The organism is Geobacillus sp. JS12 (genome assembly GCF_001592395.1).
Lineage (GTDB): Bacteria > Bacillota > Bacilli > Bacillales > Anoxybacillaceae > Geobacillus > Geobacillus zalihae.
Genome location: NZ_CP014749.1, coordinates 264,440 through 280,413, shown reverse-complemented (window position 1 = coordinate 280,413; position 15,974 = coordinate 264,440). Strand labels below are relative to the sequence as shown.

At 52.7% G+C, this 15,974-nt stretch carries 15 protein-coding genes, 1 pseudogene and 1 other annotated feature; of the genes and pseudogenes, 4 read left to right on the top strand and 12 right to left on the bottom strand.

The genetic code is table 11. The annotated features are described in order from the left end of the window. Positions 1-76: 76 nt before the first annotated feature. On the bottom strand, positions 77-1,729 hold the full coding sequence (locus A0V43_RS01475; protein WP_063192214.1) for a peptide ABC transporter substrate-binding protein: 1,653 nt from the start codon (positions 1,727-1,729) through the stop codon (positions 77-79). Positions 1,730-2,157: 428 nt separating this feature from the next. Between A0V43_RS01475 and A0V43_RS01470 the strand changes: the two genes are divergently transcribed. Together A0V43_RS01470 and trpS are read left to right on the top strand one after the other, a co-directional pair. Further along, a complete protein-coding gene (locus A0V43_RS01470) occupies positions 2,158-2,532 on the top strand; it encodes a DUF3899 domain-containing protein (RefSeq protein WP_063192213.1) in 375 nt (124 codons plus the stop codon). A gap of 50 nt (positions 2,533-2,582) precedes the next feature. Continuing rightward, positions 2,583-2,815: a binding site (T-box leader), on the top strand. 50 nt (positions 2,816-2,865) lie between these two features. Then, entirely contained in the window at positions 2,866-3,852 is a 987-nt protein-coding gene (gene trpS, locus A0V43_RS01465; RefSeq protein WP_063192212.1) for a tryptophan--tRNA ligase, read from the top strand. A 61-nt stretch (positions 3,853-3,913) separates the two neighbouring features. Here trpS and A0V43_RS01460 read toward each other — a convergent pair whose 3' ends face one another. The 5 genes and pseudogenes from A0V43_RS01460 to A0V43_RS01440 all read right to left on the bottom strand — a co-directional run bounded on the left by A0V43_RS01460 (position 3,914) and on the right by A0V43_RS01440 (position 8,196). Further along, positions 3,914-4,654 (bottom strand): YjbA family protein, encoded by a 741-nt coding sequence (locus A0V43_RS01460; RefSeq protein ID WP_015374151.1) that lies wholly within the window; start codon positions 4,652-4,654, stop codon positions 3,914-3,916. Positions 4,655-4,739: 85 nt separating this feature from the next. Beyond that, the gene (locus A0V43_RS01455) at positions 4,740-4,946 is read right to left on the bottom strand and encodes a YuzI family membrane protein (protein WP_015374150.1); all 207 of its coding nucleotides are present in this window, start codon (positions 4,944-4,946) and stop codon (positions 4,740-4,742) included. Between the two features lie 93 nt (positions 4,947-5,039). Then, entirely contained in the window at positions 5,040-5,831 is a 792-nt protein-coding gene (locus A0V43_RS01450; RefSeq protein ID WP_063192211.1) for a DUF2268 domain-containing putative Zn-dependent protease, read from the bottom strand. Between the two features lie 141 nt (positions 5,832-5,972). Then, a pseudogene (fabF, locus tag A0V43_RS01445) lies at positions 5,973-7,213 on the bottom strand (beta-ketoacyl-ACP synthase II). A gap of 50 nt (positions 7,214-7,263) precedes the next feature. Next, positions 7,264-8,196, bottom strand: coding sequence for a beta-ketoacyl-ACP synthase III (locus A0V43_RS01440; protein ID WP_063192210.1), 933 nt, complete (start codon positions 8,194-8,196; stop codon positions 7,264-7,266). Positions 8,197-8,470: 274 nt separating this feature from the next. Here A0V43_RS01440 and A0V43_RS01435 point away from each other — a divergent pair, with 274 nt between their 5' ends. Beyond that, positions 8,471-8,719: a hypothetical protein gene (locus A0V43_RS01435; protein WP_047817923.1), complete on the top strand. Its 249-nt coding sequence runs from the start codon at positions 8,471-8,473 to the stop codon at positions 8,717-8,719. 35 nt (positions 8,720-8,754) lie between these two features. On the opposite strand, the gene A0V43_RS01430 is transcribed toward A0V43_RS01435, so the two are convergent. Further along, entirely contained in the window at positions 8,755-9,495 is a 741-nt protein-coding gene (locus tag A0V43_RS01430; protein ID WP_063192209.1) for an alpha/beta hydrolase, read from the bottom strand. Positions 9,496-9,628: 133 nt separating this feature from the next. Here A0V43_RS01430 and A0V43_RS01425 point away from each other — a divergent pair, with 133 nt between their 5' ends. Further along, on the top strand, positions 9,629-9,817 hold the full coding sequence (locus A0V43_RS01425; RefSeq protein ID WP_063193774.1) for a YjzD family protein: 189 nt from the start codon (positions 9,629-9,631) through the stop codon (positions 9,815-9,817). A gap of 54 nt (positions 9,818-9,871) precedes the next feature. Here the strand turns inward: A0V43_RS01425 and A0V43_RS01420 are convergent, their stop codons facing one another. The 5 genes from A0V43_RS01420 to A0V43_RS01405 form a co-directional block, all read right to left on the bottom strand. Next, positions 9,872-11,998: an MMPL family transporter gene (locus A0V43_RS01420; protein WP_063192208.1), complete on the bottom strand. Its 2,127-nt coding sequence runs from the start codon at positions 11,996-11,998 to the stop codon at positions 9,872-9,874. Between the two features lie 88 nt (positions 11,999-12,086). Beyond that, a complete protein-coding gene (locus A0V43_RS01415) occupies positions 12,087-12,659 on the bottom strand; it encodes a TetR/AcrR family transcriptional regulator (RefSeq protein WP_063192207.1) in 573 nt (190 codons plus the stop codon). A gap of 269 nt (positions 12,660-12,928) precedes the next feature. Then, positions 12,929-15,133 carry an ATP-dependent chaperone ClpB gene (gene clpB, locus A0V43_RS01410; RefSeq protein ID WP_442899717.1) on the bottom strand — a complete coding sequence of 735 codons (2,205 nt, stop codon included), beginning with the start codon at positions 15,131-15,133 and terminating at the stop codon, positions 12,929-12,931. Continuing rightward, complete coding sequence (locus A0V43_RS20955) at positions 15,067-15,513, bottom strand: Clp protease N-terminal domain-containing protein (protein ID WP_442899704.1); 447 nt, start codon at positions 15,511-15,513, stop codon at positions 15,067-15,069. The genes clpB and A0V43_RS20955 overlap by 67 nt, the downstream gene beginning before the upstream one ends. Positions 15,514-15,620: 107 nt before the next feature. Further along, positions 15,621-15,800 carry a YjzC family protein gene (locus tag A0V43_RS01405; RefSeq protein ID WP_011230299.1) on the bottom strand — a complete coding sequence of 60 codons (180 nt, stop codon included), beginning with the start codon at positions 15,798-15,800 and terminating at the stop codon, positions 15,621-15,623. Positions 15,801-15,974: the final 174 nt, after the last annotated feature.

Genomic DNA, 15,974 nt, shown 5'->3' with positions numbered 1-15,974 from the left:
CATTTTTCGCCTTGGCAGGCAAAAGGAGAGTATATGCCTATGCATATACTCTCCTCCGCATCTCTCAAGAGAACGGTTACTCAACATACGCCCATTTCAAGCTGTAGTCGGCGCCAAACGTGTGCGTGACGAAATCTTTGACGTATTCGCGTTGCAAATACGCAGCGCCGCGTTGGTACAGCGGAGCGATCGGCATTCCTTCAAAGACGATTTTTTCTGCTTTCAGCATCGCATCCCAACGAGCTTGCTGATCGTTGGCCAGCGTCGTTTGCGCGTCTTTGATCAGCTTGTCGTACTCAGGATTCGACCAGCCTGTTTCGTTGTGCGGGCTTGTCGACGTCCAAAGTTGCAGGAACGTCATCGGGTCTTGATAGTCCGGACCCCAGCCGGAGAACGACAAATCATATTGCATGTTGCTTTCGAGCTTCAGTTTTTGCGCGAACGGCTGCTGTTTAATGTTGACCGTCAAGCCCGGCAAGTTTTGCTCAAGCTGCGCTTTGACGTACTCGCCGATTTTCTTCGCGTTGTCGGTGTCATAGTTCAGCAGTTCAAGCGTAAATTTGTCTTTGCCTAGTTCTTTTTTCGCTTGTTCCCATAGTTTTTTCGCTTCATCCGGATTGTAATTGACCAAATCGCCATTCACATCGCGGAAGTCTTTGCCATCCGGACCGGTGACGAAGTCTTTCGGAACAGTGAACTTCGCCGGAATCGAACCGTTGTTCAAGAGCGTATCGACCATCGCTTGCGTGTCGATTGCCATCGCGATCGCTTTGCGGGCGTTGACGTTGTTCAACGGTTCTTTTTTCGTGTTCATGCGCAGCCAGTAAAGCGACGGATCCAATTTCGTATGGAAGTTTTTGTCGTTTTTGTACTTGTCGACGAACTCCGCCGTCAAGCCGACGCGGTCCGCTTGTTTTGTTTCATACAAGTTGACGGCCGGTGCCGTGTCTTTGACGACTTTCACATTGACTTTTTCCAGCTTGACGTTGTCTTTGTCCCAGTAGTTCGGGTTTTTCGTATATACCCAACCTTGTTCGTGCTTCCACTCGCTCAACACGAACGGGCCGTTGTACAGCGTCGTGTTGGCTTCCAAGCCGTATTTGTCGCCTTGCGCTTTCACGAATTTCTCGTTTTGCGGCATAAACGTGCCAAACGCTGTCAAGCCGACGAAATACGGAACTGGGTTTTTCAGCTCGACTTTCAAGGTGTAGTCATCAAGGGCTTTGACGCCGACTTGGTCAAGCGGCACCTTGCCTGTGTTGGCTTCTTCGGCGTTTTTAATGTCGTACATAATGTACGCATATTCCGATTTCGTTTTCGGATCCAACACACGCTTCCAAGCGAATTCAAAATCGTGCGCCGTCACCGGATCGCCGTTCGACCACTTCGCGTCTTTGCGAAGCTTGAACGTATACGTTTTGCCGTCTTGGCTCACTTCATAGCTTTCCGCGATCCCCGGCACCGGCTTGTTGTCTTTGCCTAAACGGTACAGGCCTTCCATGACGTTGTTCAAGACGATAAACGATACTTGGTCGGTAGCGAGCGCCGAATCAAGCGACGGGATTTCTTGGCTTTCAAGCAAGTTCAGCACCTGCTCCTTTTTCTCCGCCGGCTTTTCGCCTCCCTGGCCGCCTTGAGCGTTGTTGTTGTCCTTGCCTCCGCCGCACGCCGCGAGGAACGTTGACAGCGCGAGAAGCAGGACGAGGAAGAAAGAAAATCGCTTCTTCACTAAAAAACCCCCCTTAAAAATTTATGTAGCGTATTACAAATCTTCTGAACCATTTGATTTCAGAAGATTGCACTTACATCGCTTATTATATCCTGTGTTAGTATATTTGAAAAGGATTTTTTTATTTCCTTAAATAAAAAAATTTCAAACTAATTAAAAACAAGATAGGGATCGGATTCATTTACATTTGCATTGTAATGACTTTTTCCGCAATTGTAAACAAAAAATTTCTGCCTACAGAAAAAAGAAAACGCTTACAATATAATTTTTTTGCCCTTCCCCTCGGCTCCAAAGCAAATCCCTCCTTAAATTCCATATTTCTTCTATGATTTTTTTAATATAATTTTGTTGATAATTTTGACAATCTTCCCGCCCACACGATTTATGATAAAATAAGCAGTGAGAAGGGAAAGGCGGGAACAGACGATATGAAACAAACGGCTGTGCGGACTGGATGGCTCGTCGTTGCGATGCTGGCGGCAAGCTCACTCATTGTCGTGGGACAAGGTGCATGGAGTATAGTGGCTTTTATTAACGTTTCGTTTTTGCTCTCCCTTTTGCCTCTGTCGCTCGGCGGGCTTTTGTTTGTTTATGAACGCGGGTTTTTCAGCGGATTCGCATACGGGTTTCGCCGATTGCGCAGAAGCAGCGCGAGGGTGGAGCGGTATCTTGAGGAAGCGGCAGCAGAACATGAATCGGATGAGCTGCACGGTCCGCGGCGTTTCGCCATCACGTATCCGCTTCTCTTTTCTGGTCTGCTTCTGTTTCTGGCGATGATTGCCGCCGGATATGCCGTGCAATAAGGTTGCAACAGCTGAATGTTTTTCGTATAATATAAGGCAAATCTCGAATAAACCGAGCGATGAGAAAGAAAAGTACATATGGCGATGCCTTCAGAGAGCTTGTGGACGGTGCGAACAAGCGGCTAGCCATATGGAATGGGCTTTCGAGCTTCCCGCCGAACCGGCGACGCAGTAGGCGGGGACGTTCCCCGCGTTACAGGGGGCCATGCGCTAAGCATGGGCTGAGCGATTGCGCTTGTCGGCGCAATAAGTAGGGTGGCACCGCGGTCCTACCGTCCCTATCAGAGGGATGGCAGGGCCTTTTTTATTTTTTGCTTGAGGGAGTGAAGATCGATGAAAACCATTTTTTCCGGCATTCAGCCAAGCGGCGTCATCACCCTTGGCAACTACATCGGGGCGCTGCGGCAGTTTGTCGAGCTGCAGCATGAATACAACTGCTATTTTTGCATCGTTGACCAACACGCCATTACCGTTCCGCAAGACCCACACGAACTGCGGCAAAACATCCGCCGCCTCGCCGCTTTGTATTTAGCAGTCGGCATCGACCCGACGCAAGCGACGTTGTTCATCCAGTCAGAAGTGCCGGCGCACGCTCAAGCCGCTTGGATGCTGCAGTGCATCGTTTATATCGGCGAACTTGAGCGGATGACGCAATTTAAAGAAAAATCGGCCGGCAAAGAGGCGGTCAGCGCCGGACTGCTCACGTACCCGCCGCTGATGGCCGCTGACATTTTGCTTTATAACACCGACATCGTCCCGGTCGGCGAAGACCAAAAGCAGCATATCGAGCTGACGCGCGATCTGGCGGAACGGTTCAACAAACGGTACGGCGAGCTGTTTACGATCCCTGAGGCGCGCATTCCGAAAGTCGGCGCCCGCATCATGTCGCTTGTCGACCCGACGAAGAAGATGAGCAAATCCGATCCGAACCCGAAAGCGTACATCACACTGCTTGACGATGCAAAAACGATCGAGAAGAAGATCAAAAGCGCCGTCACCGACTCGGAAGGAACGATTCGCTACGACAAAGAAGCGAAGCCAGGCATTTCGAACTTGCTCAATATTTATTCGACGCTATCCGGTCAATCGATCGAGGAGTTGGAGCGGCAATACGAAGGAAAAGGATACGGCGTCTTCAAAGCCGACCTCGCTCAAGTCGTCATCGAAACGCTTCGACCGATTCAAGAGCGGTATCACCATTGGATGGAAAGCGAGGAGCTTGACCGCGTGTTGGATGAAGGGGCGGAAAAAGCAAATCGGGTTGCATCGGAAATGGTGCGCAAAATGGAGCAAGCCATGGGGCTCGGGCGGCGGCGGTAAATAGCCGCATCGAGCGAAGCCATACAAAAACGGGCAGGCGCCTATCGCCTTGGCCCGTTTTTTAATTGACTTTTGGTTCTTGCTCCATTTCCCACAGTTTTTCGAAAAATGGCTGCCCTTTGATCAAGTTTTCGCACAGCTGCTCATGCCGTTCGGACCACCCGTATTTCGTCTCATTATACAATTGTTCCCACGCTTCATCAAAAGACATTTTTTGAATAGCGGCGTATTTTTCCGGCGCCCATTCCGTATACCAATAGCGCATCTGGGCCGTATTTTTTGTCGAATAAAGCTGGTCAAGCGCCATAAACAACAGCTGTTTCAACTGCCGCTCTTTGCGCGTGAGTCCGCACATCAGTTCCGGAGCCGGCGATAAAATATGGTATTCTTTTTCATACCTCGGCAGCGGATAGTCCCGTTCCTCCGCTTCGGCCGCCATTTCGTAGACGAGTTGTTCCTGACGCGGAATGAGACGGCTTTTGCGAATCGGGATTTGATAACCGATTGTATCGACAGCCAAAACGCCGGCACCGTCCGTGACAACGAAACAATAGTCCAGCTGAATGCGTTCATGGTTTTTGCGGACATACGCCTTCTGATGCACATCGTCTAGCAGCGGTTTTGGAAGCTCGGACAAGCTGTTTTCAATGTAATGAAACAGGGCCGGAGATACTTTTAACAATGGCACTTGGTCAAGCAGCTCGATTTGATCGTCCTTGCGCCATTCATGGAAATGGCAGACGTTGTATCCGTTCTCTTCTCCTTCAAACCAGTTGACCCAAATGTCGTGCAGATAAAGCATGCGAGACCCCTCACTTCCAGACGTGTTTGTCCATCAGTATAGGCAGAGGGGGAGAATTTTATTCCATTTCGTCCTCTTTTCCCCTCTAGGAGCTGCGGCTTGGAAACGTCAAGCTCCCCCACATCAAAAGAAGGCCAATAGGGAATAAATAACATTCCACCCTTGTCGAAATATAAGACAAGTATTCGTGAAAACCGCGCTCTGGGGTGATGATGTTTAAATAAGCGATCACCATCATGCCGCCGACGACCGAAAAACCAAAGCCGACCAAATAAAAAAACAGGCGGACCATCGGGCTTCCCTTCCTTCTTGTCCACGTCCTTTCTTTACGTATATGCCTGTTCGGTGGACAAGATGCCTATCATCGCCCCTGGTCCATCCCGCCTTACCCGCGGCTGTCCAGACCGGCTAAAGCAACCATTTGTTTCGCCTCCATCGCCATCAATTGAGCCAATGAATACCCCCGCTCCAAACAGCGGCGGACGATGGCATAACCGACTGCATAGCCGCCCATGTTCGGATACCACCCAAGGCCGTATAAAATGCGGGAGCTGAGTGGGTGCGAAACAGCGGCATCTTGATTGGGAGCGATGTAGCGGCGCCAAAACCGCTCGATCTCCCTGTCAGTATAATACGACGTCCAGTCGGCGCATTGTTCCGGTCCGACTGTTTCAGCGACCGCATGTTCTGCCAGCCCTTCCATAATCACCGCATCTAACAGCGTCGCCTCTTTGCCGCCATACGGCAGCTGCTTCAGCCGGCAAACATGGTTGTACTCATGCGCCACCAATGCCGCGACCTCCTCGTCGCGATGATCGGGCAGCAAAAAGAAAACGAGCTTATCGGCAAACGCCACCCCGCCTTTTCCTTGAAACTCGCGCGCAAGCTTCCAGTTTTCGTCATCGGCCGGCAGCAAACATACCGGAACGTCAGGCCCTTTCCATCTCACCCGCTGTTCGTCATATAAGCGGGCAAGCCGCTCCCAAAGGCCTTTTGCCTTCATCTCCGGCAAAAGGCGAACGGCCTGCCGGGCGCTTCGATACATGCCATATAAGCATAAATAACGATGAATGGCGCGCGCTGGTGCATCGGCAAAAAACGGCGCCAGCCGGGCGCAAACACGGAGCGGATCGCCTTCATCTTGTTCAAGCCAACGATCAGTTGGAGCCAGTCCCATCGTCTTCCCTCCCTTTTTGCTACCTTATGTCAAGGCAACCGGGACGGTGAACGAAAAAAGCCCCGTCCGGAGTGAAGCCCGGCGCCCGTCTTCCAACGGGGCCGGGTTCGTCCGGCCGAGGCTAATGGCCTTCATTGCTATCTATTGCGCATACGCTTTGAAAATCAATGTCGCGTTATGGCCGCCAAATCCAAACGAATTGCTTAACACTGCGCGCACAGTCTGCCGGCGGGCTTCGTTCGGCACATAGTCCAAGTCGCATTCCGGATCCGGCGTTTCATAGTTGATGGTCGGTGGAATGACGCCATCGCGGATCGCCAACACAGAGAAAATGGCTTCCACCGCGCCGGTTGCGCCAAGCAGGTGACCGGTCATCGATTTTGTAGAACTGATCGCAAGCTTATAGGCATGGTCGCCAAACACTTCTTTAATGGCGATCGTCTCATATTTGTCATTGTACTCCGTGCTTGTGCCGTGGGCGTTAATGTAGTCGATGTCCTCCGGCTGCAAGCCGGCATCCTGCAGCGCCAGTCGCATCGCCCGCACGCCGCCTTCACCGCCCGGCGCCGGTGCAGTGATATGATATGCGTCAGCCGTCGCGCCGTAGCCGACAATTTCCGCGTAAATTTTCGCCCCGCGGCGCAACGCATGCTCCAGCTCTTCAAGCACGATAATGCCTGCCCCTTCCCCATGACAAAGCCATCACGGTTTTTATCAAACGGGCGGCTTGCCGTTTTCGGATCCGGATTGGTCGAAAGGGCCGTATTCGCACAAAAGCCGGCAAACGACATTTTCGTAATCGGCGCCTCCGTTCCCCCCGCGATCATCACATCCGCATCGCCGCGCTGAATGACCCGAAACGCGTCGCCGATCGAGTTTGCGCCCGTCGCGCAAGCGGTGACCGTGCATGAATTCATTCCTTTCGCCCCAAGGATGATTGAGACTTGCCCCGCAGCCATATCCGGAATCATCATCGGCACGAAAAACGGGCTCACCCGGCGATAGCCGCGCTGCTGGAAAATTTCAAACTGCTGCTCAAACGTCTCCATACCGCCGATGCCGGAGCCGATCCAAACACCGACCCGCTCGGCGTTATGCTCACCGATTTCCAAATTCGCATCTTTCACCGCCATGAGCGCCGCCGCCACGGCGTATTGCGTAAACCGGTCCATCTTCCGCGCTTCGCGGCGGTCCATAAACAACGACGGATCAAAATCTTTCACTTCTGCCGCCACTTTCGCTGGAAAATCGTCTGGATTGACGCGGGTGACAATGTCGATGCCGGACTGGCCGGCGACAATGTTTTTCCACGTCGTTTCTGCGTCATTCCCCAGCGGGGTGACGGCGCCTATTCCGGTCACGACGACTCGTCTTTTTTCCATATTCCTCTGCCTCTCCTTTATTCTGGATAATGATGTTGGGATACAGAACATCAACGGCCCCAACGCAAGGCAATCGCGCCCCATGTCAGCCCGCCGCCGAACCCGACCATGACGATGAGATCACCGTCGCGAATGTTTCCTGCCTCCAGCTCCTCCACGAGCGAAATCGGAATGGAGGCCGCGGATGTGTTTCCATAGCGGCGAATCGTTGTCGAGATTTTTTCCTCCGGCAGCTCGAGCCGCTGTCTCGCCGCCTCCACAATGCGGATGTTCGCTTGATGGGGAATGAGAAAATCGACATCCTCTTTTGTCAGCCCCGCTTTTTCAAGCACCCGCACACTTGACTCTCCCATCTGCCGGACGGCGAACTTGAACACTTCCCGGCCGTTCATCACGATATATTCGTCTTTGTATAAATGTTTTCCTCCTGTTCCGTCAGCGCCCAATTCAAATGATAAAATGCCCCGCCCTGGCGACACTGGGCCCATGACAACCGCACCGGCTCCATCGCCAAACAACACCGCCGTATTGCGGTCTGTCCAATCGGTGATTTTCGATAGTTTGTCTGCCCCCACTACTAATATATACTTGTAGGCGCCTGTGTCAATAAATTGGGCAGCCGTGACCATTCCGTACATAAATCCGGAGCAGGCGGCGCTGAGATCCATTGCCGCGGCGTTGACAGCCCCAAGCCGCTCTTGCAGCATGCAAGCAACTGATGGAAAGGAACGGTCTGGCGTTACGGTAGCAACGACAATGAGATCGATGTCTTTCGCCTCGACACCGGCATCCGCAAGCGCCTTTTCGGCAGCAAAATACGCCATATCGGACGTATCGATGTCATCTGCCGCAATGCGGCGTTCCTCAATCCCGGTGCGCGTCCGAATCCATTCGTCTGATGTATCCATCATTTTCTCCAAATCGGCGTTGGTCAACACCTTTTCCGGCACATAGCGGCCGACCCCGATAATTCCTGCTCCCATACCATTCATCTCCTTTTTTTCTTCCAAAATAACCGAAAAGCCTCCCAAGTACAGCACAATTGTCAACGTACAATCAGTCCACATAACCAATTATTATTACTTGGTACTAATTTTAACGGAAAGAGCGCATATGCGCAATAGCAAAAGCGCGCCTTCCCGGCCGGAATCCTATTGCTTTCTTCCCGCCCGAAGGCATTTGTCCAAACCAACGTTTTACCTCCGCCATACAATACAATGACAAGCAAACGATGAGGAAAAAAGGAGGACTGATTTTATGGCGAACGTCCCATCATCCCGGCAAAGCCGTGAAGAGCGCGACCGCTTCTCCCGCCTCATGTTTGGCCCCTTTCCTCCAAAACGAACCGGCCGGCGGGACGAACAAACAAAAACGGAGCCGCTCCCGCTGCCAAACATTGATTTGATGAAACTCGTCGAAAACGTCGGTACGCTGACGGACTCGTTGCAGCAGCTGAAACCGCTCATCAAAAAAATCTCCTCGCTCATCGATGGATTGAAAAAATAGCAGACGCAACAACCTCATGCGTCTGCCTTCGCTCTTTACGGGAGTTCGTTATATTGGCGAAAAAATTGCCCGATCTGCCAAGCAAGCTGGCGCCGCTTTTCCGGCAGCTGGTAGACGATGCGCACCCGGTGGTTGGTTGTTTTCATCCATTGTTCGTACTTCCGGCTATGCAATGCGGACGGGTATTCGCTCACGCCGGCGAGCTGCCAAATCATCACCGGGACATCGTGCGGGCTAAGGAAAAGAGACGGGACACCCTCCGGCACTTCCTCTTCCTTTAATCCGTAAGCGAGGGCGATTTCTTTTACCATCCGCCGATACACGAATGGGTGGCCCCGCTCGTGTTCAAGCTGGGCGCGCACATCAAGGCAAGGGTTGATCATGGCGACGGCGCGGATTTGCCTCGGCATGACGCCAAGCAACTGCAGGGCGACGAGCGCGCCCATTCCTTCGGCAACGATATAGATGCGCTGGTTCACAATTTCGCTTTTCAACACCGAGTAAATGAGCTGGCGCGCCAGCCGGACCGCTTTCGGACTTCCCCAATGCCGGCCGTACAAATGGGACGAAAAGACCGTATACCCACGTTTCAACCAATCTCCCAGCCATTGGCGCCGCCCCGGATGTTCGAGCCAAAAACTCGTCTGTTCGTTCACAAAATGGTCGCCGTCGCCCATTAAAAAAAGGGCAAACCCATTTGGGCGCTCCGGCACGTGAACGATGCACCATTGCTCATCGAGTTGAAAAAACCGCCGTTGTCCTGCCATCGTTTCCATTCACCCTTGTTTGGCAATGCATAATGGTACAGTATACGATATGCGCGGCCAAAAAAAACGTCCGGGTATATGCCTACGCGACAAATTGTGATAAGATAAGAAAAGGAATGACGAGAAGATGGGAGGAACAAAGATGCGCTTGTTTTGGACGTTTTTTTGGACGTTTTTGCTTGTGCAAATGGCGACGTACGTCATGGGCTCGATGCAAGGGATCGGCTACAACTTCACAACCGGCGCCTTGCTCGGCGTGATCGTGACCGTTTTGATCTTCGTCGTCGCCGCCTTGATTCCGGACGAGCCGGCCGGGGATCATCATCATTAAAACGAACAACGCCTTGGAGTTTCCATCTCTAAGGCGTTGTTTTTTTGCAGCTGTCTATACGGTTTCGCCGCCCGTCTCGGCCGGCGCTCTTCGCTCTTTTTCCAGCCATGCAATAAGCCCGGGCAGCAGCATCCCGCGAATCAAAAACGTATCAAGCAAAATGCCAATGGCGACAAGAAAACCAAACACAAACAACAGCTGTACCGGCTGGGTCATCAACACGGCAAACGTCGCCGCCAAAATGAGGCCGGCCGAAGAAATGACGCCGCCGGTATGAGTTACTGCCTGTTTCACCGCTTCATGAAGCGAATGCGTCCTCCACTCCTCTTGGAAACGGGAGATGAGCATAATATTGTAGTCAATGCCAAGCGCCACTAAAAACACAAATGCATAAATCGGCACGCGGTCGCTGACAGCGTCGATGCCAAACAGCCAATCGGCCAGCCAAATTCCAAACCCGAGCGCAGCCGCAAACGAAACGAGAATCGTCGCCATCATATACATCGACCGCTTCACCGATCGCGTCAGCGTAATGAGCAGCAACAGAATCAAGAGCGTTTCCAGCGAAACAATCACGATCATATCGCGTTTATTCAACGCCCGCTCATCCACTTTTGCCGCTGTTTCCCCGGCAAAATAGAGGCGCCCGTCAAGCCCGCTTCGTTTGACGATTGCTTCCTTTCGGTCCATGATTCGTTCCATCGCATCGATCGTTTCGACATCATACGGGTTTTCACGAAACGTCAGTGTAAACGAGACTACACGGCCATCATCTGCCGTGCCGGCTGGGCGCACCTCACTGACAAGTGGCTGCTTTTCGAGTTCATCCTGCAGCCGGTTCAGCTGCTGCGGGGACAGCGCCTCCTTTCCTTCATACAACACCGTTATCGGCGCCAGCTCCCCTTTGGCAAAATGCTGTTCCAGCAATTCATATCCCTGGCGCGACGGCATATCATCCGGAAACGATTTAATCAGATCATACTCATACCGGAGCGCAGTCGTATGGCCCGCCATCACGACAAGAAGCAAGCCGATCAAGGAGACCGTCAAGCGAGGCTTTTCGACAACAAAACGGCCGATTTTCCCCCAAAATCCGCTTGTTCCTTTTTCATCACTCCCGCCGACGCGCGGGATGTTCGGCCAAAACGCTTTGCGGCCAAACAGCGTAAACAACGCTGGGAGCAATGTGACCGAAGCGATCATCATAACGGCCATCGCCAACGCAAACGTCGGGGCGAAATTCCGGTAATCGCCGATTTTTGCAAAAAATAAGACAAGCATAGCCGCCAGCACCGTGCCTCCAGAGAAAAACACCGGCAGCCCCGTCTCACGCATCGCCCATTTCATCGCTTGCCATTTGTTCTCGTGCCGCTTCAACTCTTCACGATAACGGGAAAAGATGAACAACGAATAATCAGTGATCGCGGCAAACAGCAAAATCGACATAATCGAAACCGTCTGTTTCGAGATCACCAACCCGGCTTTGCCCATCACCCCAAGCAGCTGCATCACCACTTCGTAAACCAACCCGGCCGCTACAAGCGGGATCAACGCCAACAGCGGCGAGCGGTAAATGACGATCAATAACACAAGAATCAATCCAACTGTCGACAGCATAAGCACCATATCAGCGCGGGAAAACAACGCCAGCGTATCAGCCGCAATACCGGCCGGCCCTGTGATATAGACCGCCACATCGCTTTCCTTTTTGACCCATTTGCGAATCTCGTCGTTCACCGTTTGGATGTCCTTAGATTCCATCGTTGCCCGGTAGACAGCCGGAACAACGATTGTTTTCCCATCTTCCGAAACGAAACCGGCCATCGCTTGCGGCGGAAGCGAAGCAACCGGAACAACTTGTTCCAATGCATCACGATGCGTTTGCTCAATATGACCGACCAAACGTTGCAGTTCGTCCTTGGCAATTGGGCGATCTTCCGAATGAAAAACAAAAATAGCCGGAACGCCGTCGCTCGTTGACACATACTGATTCACCTTTTTTGCGGCCACCATCGACTGCGCTTCTTCCGGGAGCGTTTCAATGCTTGACACCTCATACTCTTTGGCGCTTGGCGCTACAACCCCCAGTACGGCAACGGCCGCAAGCCAAACGATCAACGTCCACCCCATTCCTTGTTTCGTTGCCACCCGGTCGGTCAACACATGCAGCCATCGATTCATCACGATCCCCATTTTTCCTGAATTGCCTAAAGTGACAATTTTGTCACTTTAGGCACATTCTTATCATAATGGGAAAGTGACACCACTGTCAATTTCCATTCATCACCCCATACATGATGATCTCCTTAATACTTTCCGCCCATTGGTCAAGCGAAATGCCGGGAAAATGAGGGACCGTCACCGATTGAAAAATATACGCCAGAACGATCCGGTTGGGAAGGTGCGGTTTCATTTTGCCTTCCTGTTTCCCCCGTTCCACCAACTGGTCAAGCTCCTTATACATCTGCTCGTGAAACTCTGCAAGACGCGCCTTATTCGCCCGCACAGCCGGAGTCGTATCCGGGATGCGCCTTCCGATCGCGATCATTTGATGAAGATCGTCATGGTACAAAATCAAGTCAAGCAAAAAGCGAAACTGTTCATCAAACGTCGGATAGTCATGAATATGAACAAGTTTGGCAAACACTTGCTCCATCTCATCCACCATATAAGCGGTAATGACTTCTTCTTTGTTCTCGAAATGTTTATAGATGGCCGTTCTTGACACACCAAGCCGTTCCGCTAACAACCCAAAGGTAAACCCTTCATAGCCGTGTTCAAGGAGAAGTTGTTTTGTATGTTGAAACAATTCGTTTAACGAAAATTTCCGTTCGCGCGCCACTTGATCGCCCCCTTTTCACCTTATGTCAGTACAGACATTCCCGCACACATTATACATCTCCTTTAGGGAAAAAGAAAAAGGCGCCTGCAAAAAGCAAGGCGCTTTTGGCCAAGACGAGGGACCGCACACGGATGAGGCAGCCTAAGCTTTGATCCCTTTTTGCCAACGATATCGATCATGCGTCATGGCCGGGCAAAAACAAACGTCTTTTTCTCGCTGATGCGCCAACACAATCCGGAGCGCTTCCCCGTTTTCTTGCCACAGCGTCTTTACGGCTGTGGACGGATGACAAGCCGGCCGTTTTCGGCATCGACGGTGACGGTGCTGTAATCTTTCACCCGCCCAGCGATCAGCTCTTTCGCAAGCGGCGTTTCGATTTGCTTTTGCATAAACCGTTTGAGCGGGCGGGCGCCGTATACTGGGTCGAAGCCAGCTTCGGCGATGTATTGCTTCGCCGCTTCGGTCAGCACGAGTTCGATATGCCGATCGGCCAAACGGGCCGACAGCTCGCGGGCGAACTTTTCGACGATGCCTTTCACTTCATTCATCGACAATGGTTTAAACAAGACGATATCGTCGATCCGGTTTAAAAATTCTGGGCGGAAATGGGCGCGCAGTTGGTCAAACACTTGTTTGCGCGTTTCTTCATCGATGTCGCCCTGTTTGTTTTCCAACAACAGCGGCGATCCGATGTTCGATGTCATAATGACGACCGTGTTTTTAAAGTCGACCGTCCGCCCTTGCGAATCGGTGAGCCGTCCGTCATCCAGCAGCTGCAGCAGGATGTTGAACACGTCCGGATGAGCTTTTTCGATTTCATCGAACAACAGAACGGAATACGGCTTGCGCCGCACTGCCTCGGTCAGCTGGCCGCCTTCCTCATAGCCGACATAGCCAGGCGGCGCCCCGATCAAACGGGAGACAGCATGTTTTTCCATGTATTCGGACATATCGAGGCGAATGAGCTGCTCCTCGCTGTCAAACAGCGCCTCGGCCAGCGCTTTGGCCAGCTCCGTTTTGCCGACGCCGGTCGGTCCGAGGAACAAAAACGATCCGATCGGACGGTTCGGGTCTTTCATCCCGGCCCGCGCCCGCAAGATGGCGTCGGCGACGAGCTCCACCGCTTCGTCTTGACCGATGACCCGTCTATGCAGCAATTCATGAAGGCGAAGCAGCTTTTCTCTTTCTCCCTCGACGAGGCGGGTGAGCGGAATGCCCGTCCAGCGTGACACGATTTCGGCAATCTCTTCTTCCGTCACTTCCTCGCGCAGCAATTTCCCTTCACTTTGCTCACTGATTTCTTGCTCGAGCTGCCTGAGCTGCTTCTCAAGCTGCGGGATCCGTCCATGACGCAGCTCGGCCGCCCTGTTTAAATCGTAGTCGTTTTCCGCGTCCTCGAGCTCACGCTTCGCCCGCTCAAGTTCCTCGCGCACGCGGCGGACACGGTCAAGCGCCTCTTTCTCTTGTTGCCATTGCGCTTTCATGGCGTTCGCCTTTTCACGCAAATCGGCAAGTTCTTTTTGCAATGCCGCAAGCCGCTCGCGGCTCGCTTCGTCCGTTTCTTTGCTTAAGGCCGCCTCTTCAATTTCAAGCTGCATGACGCGGCGCATCACTTCGTCCAGCTCCGACGGCATCGATTCCATTTCCGTCCGGATCGTCGCGCACGCTTCATCGACCAAATCGATCGCTTTGTCAGGCAAAAAGCGGTCAGAGATGTAACGGTCGGACAAAACGGCGGCCGCGACGAGCGCGCGATCGTGGATTTTCACTCCATGGTGCACTTCATACCGTTCTTTCAATCCGCGCAAAATCGAAATCGTGTCCTCGACACTCGGCTCTTGGACAAGCACTTGTTGGAAGCGGCGCTCGAGCGCCGGGTCTTTTTCGATGTATTGCCGGTACTCATCAAGCGTCGTCGCCCCGATGCAGCGCAACTCGCCGCGGGCAAGCATCGGCTTGAGCATATTGCCGGCGTCCATCGCCCCTTCCGCTCTGCCGGCGCCGACGATTGTATGCAGTTCGTCAATAAATAAAATGATGCGGCCGTCGCTTTTTTTGATTTCATTGAGCACCGCTTTCAGCCGTTCTTCAAATTCACCGCGAAACTTCGCTCCGGCGACGAGCGCGCTCATGTCAAGAGCGAAAATCGTTTTGTCTTTCAACCCGTCCGGGACGTCTTTGCGCACGATGCGCTGGGCGAGCCCCTCGACAATAGCGGTCTTCCCAACGCCCGGCTCGCCGATCAACACCGGGTTGTTTTTCGTCTTCCGCGACAAAATGCGGATGACGCGGCGAATTTCGCTGTCGCGGCCGATGACCGGGTCGATTTTTCCCGCCTTCGCCTCGGCGACAAGATCGCGCCCGTATTTTGCCAACGCTTCATAGGTTACTTCCGGATGTGGACTCGTCACGCGTTGATTCCCCTTACCTTTCTCACGGCTTCTACCAGTGCTTCCTCTGTCAAGCCAAACGATGCCAGTTGCCGGGCAACCGGCTCGGCGCCATGAGACAGCGCGAGCAGCACATGTTCGACCGATATGTACTCATCTTGCATTCGCTTCGCTTCGTTTTCCGCCTCCTCAAGCAGCCGCGCTAAGGCGGGCGCAACATACAGCTGCCCGTCCGCCCCATGCACTTCAGGCTTTTGGCGAAGCTGGGTGCGAAGCCAGTCAGCGGCCTTTTCCTTGTCGGCGCCGGAAAGCTCCACGAGCCGCGGCGCCAGGCCGCCTTCTTGTTCGAGCAGCGCAATCAGGAGATGCTCGACATCAAGCTGTTGATGATGTCGTTCTTTGGCGAGCGACTGCGCCGCCATCAGCGCCTCTTGCAGTTTTTCCGTCAAACGGCTTGCGTCCATGCCGTTCCCTCCATTTGACCTTCTTTGACCATAAATCATTATAGCCGATCACGAAGCACACGGCAAATCAAAAGCCACTCCATACTTGGAATGGCTTTTGTTGTACTTCACGGTTTGCGCAAATACGTCCAATGTCGATTATGGTTCGACGTTTCCGGGAACGTATCGCCGGCTTTCAGTTTCAGCTTTTTCGGGTGTTTTACATTGTCGCCCGTTTCGCCGATTTCAATGTACACGCCGTTGTTCGGCGCTTTATCCCCTGGTTTGAAATGGCGCGGTTGGCCCATTTGTTTCATCCCCCTTGCTTCGATTGCATTTGTTAGCATTCCCGGTTTTGCCGCTGTTCATAAGAAGGGAAATGATGGGGCCGCCGCACACGGAGCGTCAAGCCGTTCACAATAAAAACGTTTCTTCCTCATGGAAATCCTTTTCTTTGCAAAAAAAGAAAAAAGGAACTCCCG

Coding starts and splice junctions, on each gene's coding strand:
- A0V43_RS01470 (WP_063192213.1), top strand. CDS start 2,158: ATGAAACAAACGGCTGTGCGGACTGGATGGCTCGTCGTTGCGATGCTG.
- trpS (WP_063192212.1), top strand. CDS start 2,866: ATGAAAACCATTTTTTCCGGCATTCAGCCAAGCGGCGTCATCACCCTT.
- A0V43_RS01460 (WP_015374151.1), bottom strand. CDS start 4,654: ATGCTTTATCTGCACGACATTTGGGTCAACTGGTTTGAAGGAGAAGAG.
- A0V43_RS01455 (WP_015374150.1), bottom strand. CDS start 4,946: ATGGTCCGCCTGTTTTTTTATTTGGTCGGCTTTGGTTTTTCGGTCGTC.
- A0V43_RS01450 (WP_063192211.1), bottom strand. CDS start 5,831: ATGGGACTGGCTCCAACTGATCGTTGGCTTGAACAAGATGAAGGCGAT.
- A0V43_RS01440 (WP_063192210.1), bottom strand. CDS start 8,196: ATGGGAGCAGGAATTATCGGGGTCGGCCGCTATGTGCCGGAAAAGGTG.
- A0V43_RS01435 (WP_047817923.1), top strand. CDS start 8,471: ATGGCGAACGTCCCATCATCCCGGCAAAGCCGTGAAGAGCGCGACCGC.
- A0V43_RS01430 (WP_063192209.1), bottom strand. CDS start 9,495: ATGGAAACGATGGCAGGACAACGGCGGTTTTTTCAACTCGATGAGCAA.
- A0V43_RS01425 (WP_063193774.1), top strand. CDS start 9,629: ATGCGCTTGTTTTGGACGTTTTTTTGGACGTTTTTGCTTGTGCAAATG.
- A0V43_RS01420 (WP_063192208.1), bottom strand. CDS start 11,998: ATGAATCGATGGCTGCATGTGTTGACCGACCGGGTGGCAACGAAACAA.
- A0V43_RS20955 (WP_442899704.1), bottom strand. CDS start 15,513: ATGGACGCAAGCCGTTTGACGGAAAAACTGCAAGAGGCGCTGATGGCG.
- A0V43_RS01405 (WP_011230299.1), bottom strand. CDS start 15,800: ATGGGCCAACCGCGCCATTTCAAACCAGGGGATAAAGCGCCGAACAAC.